General features: G+C 39.5%; 7 protein-coding genes. 2 read left to right on the top strand and 5 right to left on the bottom strand.

All coding sequences use genetic code 11. The annotated features are described in order from the left end of the window. Positions 1–208: 208 nt before the first annotated feature. The 3 genes from hpf to I2D56_RS08000 form a co-directional block, all read right to left on the bottom strand. Entirely contained in the window at positions 209–754 is a 546-nt protein-coding gene (hpf, locus tag I2D56_RS08010) for a ribosome hibernation-promoting factor, HPF/YfiA family (protein WP_023022375.1), read from the bottom strand. 87 nt (positions 755–841) lie between these two features. Then, positions 842–1,447, bottom strand: coding sequence for a ComF family protein (locus I2D56_RS08005; protein ID WP_324250354.1), 606 nt, complete (start codon positions 1,445–1,447; stop codon positions 842–844). 62 nt (positions 1,448–1,509) lie between these two features. Next, positions 1,510–2,808: a DEAD/DEAH box helicase gene (locus I2D56_RS08000; protein WP_195348310.1), complete on the bottom strand. Its 1,299-nt coding sequence runs from the start codon at positions 2,806–2,808 to the stop codon at positions 1,510–1,512. Between the two features lie 55 nt (positions 2,809–2,863). Between I2D56_RS08000 and I2D56_RS07995 the strand changes: the two genes are divergently transcribed. Beyond that, on the top strand, positions 2,864–3,496 hold the full coding sequence (locus I2D56_RS07995; protein ID WP_195348309.1) for a YigZ family protein: 633 nt from the start codon (positions 2,864–2,866) through the stop codon (positions 3,494–3,496). A gap of 91 nt (positions 3,497–3,587) precedes the next feature. Then, the gene (gene cysK, locus I2D56_RS07990; RefSeq protein WP_123160906.1) at positions 3,588–4,517 is read left to right on the top strand and encodes a cysteine synthase A; all 930 of its coding nucleotides are present in this window, start codon (positions 3,588–3,590) and stop codon (positions 4,515–4,517) included. 326 nt (positions 4,518–4,843) lie between these two features. Here the strand turns inward: cysK and I2D56_RS07985 are convergent, their stop codons facing one another. Both I2D56_RS07985 and I2D56_RS07980 read right to left on the bottom strand, forming a co-directional pair. Beyond that, positions 4,844–5,212, bottom strand: coding sequence for a S1 RNA-binding domain-containing protein (locus I2D56_RS07985; RefSeq protein ID WP_048691913.1), 369 nt, complete (start codon positions 5,210–5,212; stop codon positions 4,844–4,846). Then, positions 5,209–6,615, bottom strand: a complete 1,407-nt coding sequence (locus tag I2D56_RS07980; protein ID WP_195348308.1) for a bifunctional Cof-type HAD-IIB family hydrolase/peptidylprolyl isomerase — start codon at positions 6,613–6,615, stop codon at positions 5,209–5,211. The genes I2D56_RS07985 and I2D56_RS07980 overlap by 4 nt, the downstream gene beginning before the upstream one ends. Between the last annotated feature and the right edge of the window lie 23 nt (positions 6,616–6,638).

The raw sequence follows: 6,638 nt of genomic DNA, 5'->3' as shown, positions 1-6,638 counted from the left end.
GCACATTGGTTCGTCTTGTTCAGTTTTCAAAGGTCTTTGTCGCTCTCGCGCGACAACTATATTAGTATATCACGACCCTCTCTCCTTGTCAATAACTTTTTTCTATTTTTTTATTTTTTTTGTTATTTTTTTTGATTTGCGACTATTTATTTCCTACATATATAGAAAGCTCCTGTATATTCTACAGGAGCTTTCTGACTGTGTTAACTTATTTGTCTTTAACTTCAAGAAGTCCAATATCTCCATCTTCGCGACGGTAAATAACGTTAGTTGTATTGTCTTCCACATCCTTGTAGATGAAGAAGTCATGTCCCAATAGTTCCATTTGAAGAATCGCTTCATCTAATTCCATTGGTTCAATGTCAATCGTTTTTGTACGGACAACTTTTTCCAATGCAACACTTTCTTCTACTAAAGCTTCTGTAAAGATTTTGCTAGTTGCAGATTTACTACGATTTTTCTTTTCAATCTTTGTTTTATTCTTACGAATTTGACGTTCAATCTTGTCAACTACCAAGTCAATAGATCCATACATATCTTGAGAAACATCTTCTGCACGAAGTGTAATAGAACCAAGCGGAATCGTGACTTCAACTTTTGCAGTTTTTTCACGATAAACTTTTAGGTTTACACGTGCATCCAATTCTTGCTCTGCTTGAAAATATTTTTCAATTTTTTCGAGTTTAGAAACGACATAGTCGTGAATGGCTTCTGTTACTTCTAGGTTTTCACCACGGATACTATATTTAATCATATAAGTACCTTCTTTCTAAACGTTTTTCTTTTTATATCTATATTATAACGCTTTCATTTTATTTTTGCAAATATATTTTTGATTATTCTATCTTGCCAATGAAAAAGATCTTATTTCTTTCACCTCGTTTACATGTAACATTTCTTTAGCTCTTTCGATTGTTGCTCCTGTTGTGTAGATATCATCCATTATCATTATTTTCTCCGGCCAGCTTTTGTTTTCAAGCTCTTTTCGTTCAAAGGCTTGTTCTGCTTTTAATCTTTCTTTTTTATTTTTCTGTGATTGGGCTTTTGTATCCTTTTTTATTAATAGGTCTTGATAAGGGATTCCTGCAGCTTCTAAGATTGCTGTTACCTGATTAAATCCTCTCTTCTCATTTCTCTTATCGCTTAAAGGTATTGGAACAATGGTATACCCTTTATACTTTTTTAGTGCTGCCTTTACTTCTTCAGCAAAGAGACCAGCTAACAGTTGATCCCCCTGGAATTTGTATTTCTGAAAGTATTCCTTCATTTCTTCATTATAGTAGTAGAGTGCTTTATGGTTTACACTTTTCCCTTTTCGTTCCCACTCTTGGCAATCTTCACAAGAAATCTCTGAACTTTTTTTACAACAAGTTTTGCAACTAGCTTCACTAACTTGTTCGAACTTATTTTTACAGTTGTTACACATTGTGAGATTCTCTTTTTTCATTAGGATGAGATCCCTTAAGGATTCTTGATTGGATAGCTCTTGATCACATAACAGACAGTTACTCAAAACCCTGCCTCCTGATTCATTTCTTTTATTTCTTTAATAGCTTGTGTCATTTCTTGGCTGGTTCCTTCTGCTAGGAAAAGCAACTCGCCTGTAGGTCTTTCCATACTTCTTCCAACACGACCAGCGATTTGAACCAGGGTGCTCTTAGTGAACAGCCGATGATTGGCCTCAATCACAAACACATCTACTTTAGGGAAGGTAACTCCCCTTTCCAGGATTGTCGTTGAAACAAGGATGGTAATTTCTTGGTTGCGAAATTTTTCTACCAGTTCTAACCTATTTTCTGTTTTAGAGGTCACCAGTTCGATGATTTCATCCTTGAAGTTCTGTCTTAAGAGGTTAAGGAGCTTTTCTCCTAATTCAATCTCTGATACAAATAAGATCAGTGGAAAGCTTGTTTTTCGTTGCTCCTTTATTAGTCTGAGTAACTTCCCTGGTACTTGCTTCTTTTCTACTTTCTTTCGTAGATCTTTTAGCCATACTTTTCTAGGAATTACTAGAGGGTTTCCGTGAAAGCGTCTGGGTAGGCTAACGCGGTTTATTTCCTGTTTTTTGACCTTTTTATCTAACTCTTTTGTTGAGGTAGCTGTCAAATAGATGAGCTTTCCATTCTTGGTTACGGCATTTGAAACGGCATGGTAGAGAACAGGGTTATCAACAAAAGGAAAGGCATCGACTTCATCGATTATGAGGAGGTCAAAAGCTTGATAAAATTTTAGTAGTTGATGTGTGGTGGATATGACGAGAGGCGTTCGGAAATAAGCTTCTGAATCACCGTGCAACAACGAGATGGGGCAGGAAAAGTCCTTTGTCATTCGCTTATATAATTCAATACACACGTCAATCCTTGGTGTAGCAATGCAAACACATCTCCCCTTTTTTATCACTTCCGCCACCACTTGGTACATCATTTCCGTTTTACCTGCTCCTGTAACTGCGTGTACCATCATCGGCTTTCTATCTGTTAAGGATTGAACCAACTCCTGAGAAACCCGACTTTGAAATGGCGTCAGGCTCCCCTGCCATCTTAGGACTTCTTCCTGGGGAAAGGCTTGTTGGGGAAAGTGATAGAGTGTTTGGTCGCTCCTAACTCTCCCTAATTGAATGCAAGCCCTACAATAGTAGCTTTCTATCTGTAGTTTCCATTTGCTTTTATCAATCTTAGTCCCACACCGATTACAAAACAAGCCCGTCTTTTCCTCTACCATAGCTGGCAGTTCTTGGGCTTGTCCAAGCAGTTCCACCCCTAGTTGTTCTTGGGTGAACAACCTTCCATAACAATCTTCAACTTTCATACTTATATATTCGTAAAAACTCGCAGTTTTGCGAGTTTTTTTGTAAAATAAGTGTATGGAATACAAGACATTTAAAGAGGACGGCCTCGTCCAAGAAGAAATTAAAAAATCTCGCTTTCTTTGCCATGTTAAACGGGTCTATACTGAAGAGGAAGCTCGCGACTTTATAGCTGCTGTCAAGAAAGAACATTACAAGGCAACTCACAATTGCTCCGCATTTGTAATAGGCCAACAGTTTGAGATCAAACGGACCAGCGACGACGGAGAACCGAGTGGTACTGCCGGCGTTCCCATGCTAGCTGTGCTAGAAAATCATGAGTTGACCAATGTCTGCTGCGTTGTCACTCGTTATTTTGGTGGGATCAAGCTAGGCGCAGGCGGTCTTATTCGTGCTTATGCCGGTAGCGTCGCTCAGGCTGTGAAAGAAATCGGTCTCGTTGAAATCAAGGAGCAAGTTGGGCTAGGGATTACCTTGACTTATCCCCAATACCAAGAGTTTGTGAACTTTCTATCCGCTCACCAATTAGCAGAATTTCAGACAGACTTCACCGATGCTGTCTTTAGTCTGATTTATGTAGATAAAGAGCAAAAAGAAGATGTGATTGCAGACCTGATTGATTTTTACCATGGAAAAGTTGAGATTAGTGATCAGGGGCTAAAGGAAGTGGAAGTTCCTATCCAGTTATAAAAAAAGGCTATCACATCGATAGCTTTTTTATATTTTACAAACCGGATTACTGGCGGTATACTGGATACACTAACAAAGGAGTGTATATCGTATGCCAATCTATGAAAATATTACAGAATTAATCGGAAAAACACCTATTGTAAAATTGAACCACTTGGTACCTGAAGGGGCTGCTGATGTCTATGTTAAACTAGAAGCCTTCAACCCAGGTTCATCTGTCAAAGACCGGATTGCTCTTAGCATGATTGAAAAAGCAGAACGAGATGGTCTGCTTCAACCTGGTTCTACTATCGTTGAAGCAACCAGCGGAAATACAGGAATTGGTTTATCATGGGTTGGGGCTGCCAAAGGGTATAAAGTCGTCATCGTCATGCCTGAAACCATGAGTGTTGAACGTCGGAAAATCATTCAAGCTTATGGAGCTGAACTGGTCTTAACTCCAGGTAGTGAAGGAATGAAAGGAGCTATCGCTAAAGCAGAAGAAATCGCTGCAGAACGAAACGGTTTCCTTCCCCTCCAATTTAACAACAGCGCCAACCCAGAAGTCCATGAAGCAACAACAGGACAAGAAATTTTAGAAGCTTTTGGGCCAAATGGATTGGATGCCTATGTCAGTGGTGTTGGAACAGGTGGAACTATTTCAGGTGTTTCTCATGCCTTGAAAAAAGTCAACCCAGCTGTCCAAGTCTATGCCGTTGAAGCAGATGAATCAGCGATTCTTTCTGGCGAAAAACCAGGACCTCACAAAATCCAAGGATTGTCAGCAGGTTTCATTCCAGAAACGCTGGATACCAATTCTTATGATGGCGTAATCCGCGTCACTTCTGAACAAGCTTTAGAATTAGGTCGCTACATTGGTGGAAAAGAAGGATTCTTAGTTGGAATTTCATCTGCTGCCGCTATCTATGCAGCAATTGAAGTCGCTAAAGAGCTTGGAGCTGGTAAAAAAGTCTTGGCTTTGGCACCGGATAATGGAGAACGTTACCTTTCAACTACCCTTTACGATTTTGATCAAGAATAAGAAAGAGGCTACATCGTAGCCTCTTTTTGAATGTAGATAAACTATTGTTTTACATAAAACAGCTGGATGATTTTCAAAAAATGACTTTTATTTTTTAGTCATTTAAGAAGATGAAAAACTTTCCGCTGTGAGAAAAGTGCCTGAAACACAGTTGTTTCAGGTACTCGGAATTATTGAGACCTTAGGCTCAATAATTAGTCATGGAACTTCTACGAGGTTCGCTAACGTCCGTACTCACCTAAGGAAAGTTTCTAAAATTACTTTGTCTTTAAACTGAAAGAGGCTACAATGTAGCCTCTTTTTCTTATATCTGTAGAAACAAATTCTTATTTTCCCTGACTGGTGTCACTCAAAAATTCCTTACTTTCTTTAATCCAAATTGGTAATTGCTTGGCTAAAGGAGTAAAACCAATCTTATGGCGATCATTAGAAAAACGATGATGTCGAAACTGCTTTCTGTTCCCAGCTTCTAAGGTACGAAGAGACAAGCTAGCCTTCCCAGAGTATTCATCAATATCGATAACCTGGGTACAAACTTGATCCCCAATTTTTAAGATATCATGAATGTTGTCGATATATCCACTGCGGATTTCAGAAATATGGATTAAACCGGTTACCCCTGTCTCTAATTCAACAAAGGCTCCATAAGGTTGCAACCCTGTCACAACACCCTTCAGTTTATCCCCGATTCTCATGCTTCTCCCTCAATGTCAATTGATTCCATGACCACATCTTCTTTGGGTTTGTCCATGGCACCTGTCTCTACTGCCGCAATTGTATCTAATACTTGATAAGAAGCTTCATCCATCAACTGACCGAACACTGTGTGACGACGGTCCAAATGAGGTGTTCCTCCTTCTTCCGCATAAATTTCTGCGATAGCTTCAGGCCAACCACCACGGGCAATTTCCTTTTTAGAATAAGGAAGGTGTTGGTTTTGAACAATAAAGAATTGACTGCCGTTGGTATTTGGTCCAGCATTGGCCATAGAAAGTGCACCACGGATGTTGTACAATTCTTCAGAGAATTCATCTTCAAAAGATTCTCCATAAATGGATTCCCCACCCATACCTGTTCCAGTTGGATCCCCACCTTGGATCATGAAATCTTTAATGATGCGATGGAAAATCACTCCGTTGTAGTAGCCATCTTTTGCAAGCGCAATAAAGTTTGCTACTGTTTTTGGTGCTTGATCAGGAAAGAGACGAATCTTCAGATCTCCATAGTTGGTATGAATCGTCGCAATTGGTCCTGTTTCTTGATCCATTTTTGTTTGTGGTAAGTGCAATTCTTTTTCAACCATTTTTAACTCCTCTAAGGCATGTAAAATGCCATCTTCTTCTAAGGTTTTTGTGACAAAATCTGCTTTAGCTTTTAATGCATCTTGGGCGTTTCCCATGGCAATCGCTAAACCAGCATAGTCAAATAATTCTATGTCATTCAATCCATCTCCAAACGTTAAGACATTTTCTGGTTTGAGACCTAGTTTTTCGACTATTTTTGAGACACCGTGAGCTTTGGATTGCTGATCCAAGACAACATCTGATGAGATTGGGTGCCAGCGAACCAAACGCAATTCCTGCCCTAAAGCTTCTGGGAGGGCATCGAATGTTTTACCAGTCTCGAATGTCCACATTTGATAAATGGGATGCTTGGTAGCAAAGTCAGGATCTACTGGTAAATTTGGATAGATGGGATCAATGGCCCGGCTCATATCTTCTGTCCGAGCTGAAAGAGCTGCTTGATGACTCCCAACCAAACCATAATGAATCCCTACCTGCTTGGCCCATGCAATAAAGTCCTGAACAAGTGGATTTGGTAATCTTTCTTCATAAATGACATTCTCCTTACGATCAATCACATAGGAACCATTCAGAGTGACGTAGAAATCAGGTCGGAGAGCCTTAATTTCTTCTGGCACTCCAAAAATCCCTCTACCACTAGCAATGGCTGTGTAAATTCCTTTTTCTCGTAATTGTGAAAACACTCTGGTGACTGAAGCTGGAACATAGCCTGTCTCAACATTTCGTAAGGTATCGTCAATATCAAAAAATACTATTTTTATCTTTTTCGCTTTGTAGCGTGTTTTTGCATCCATGTTGTCTCCATTCAGTATGCTGT

It is taken from the genome of Streptococcus australis, from assembly GCF_015553625.1.
Taxonomy (GTDB): Bacteria; Bacillota; Bacilli; order Lactobacillales; family Streptococcaceae; genus Streptococcus; species Streptococcus australis_B.
This window is presented reverse-complemented; position numbering and strand designations above follow the sequence as displayed.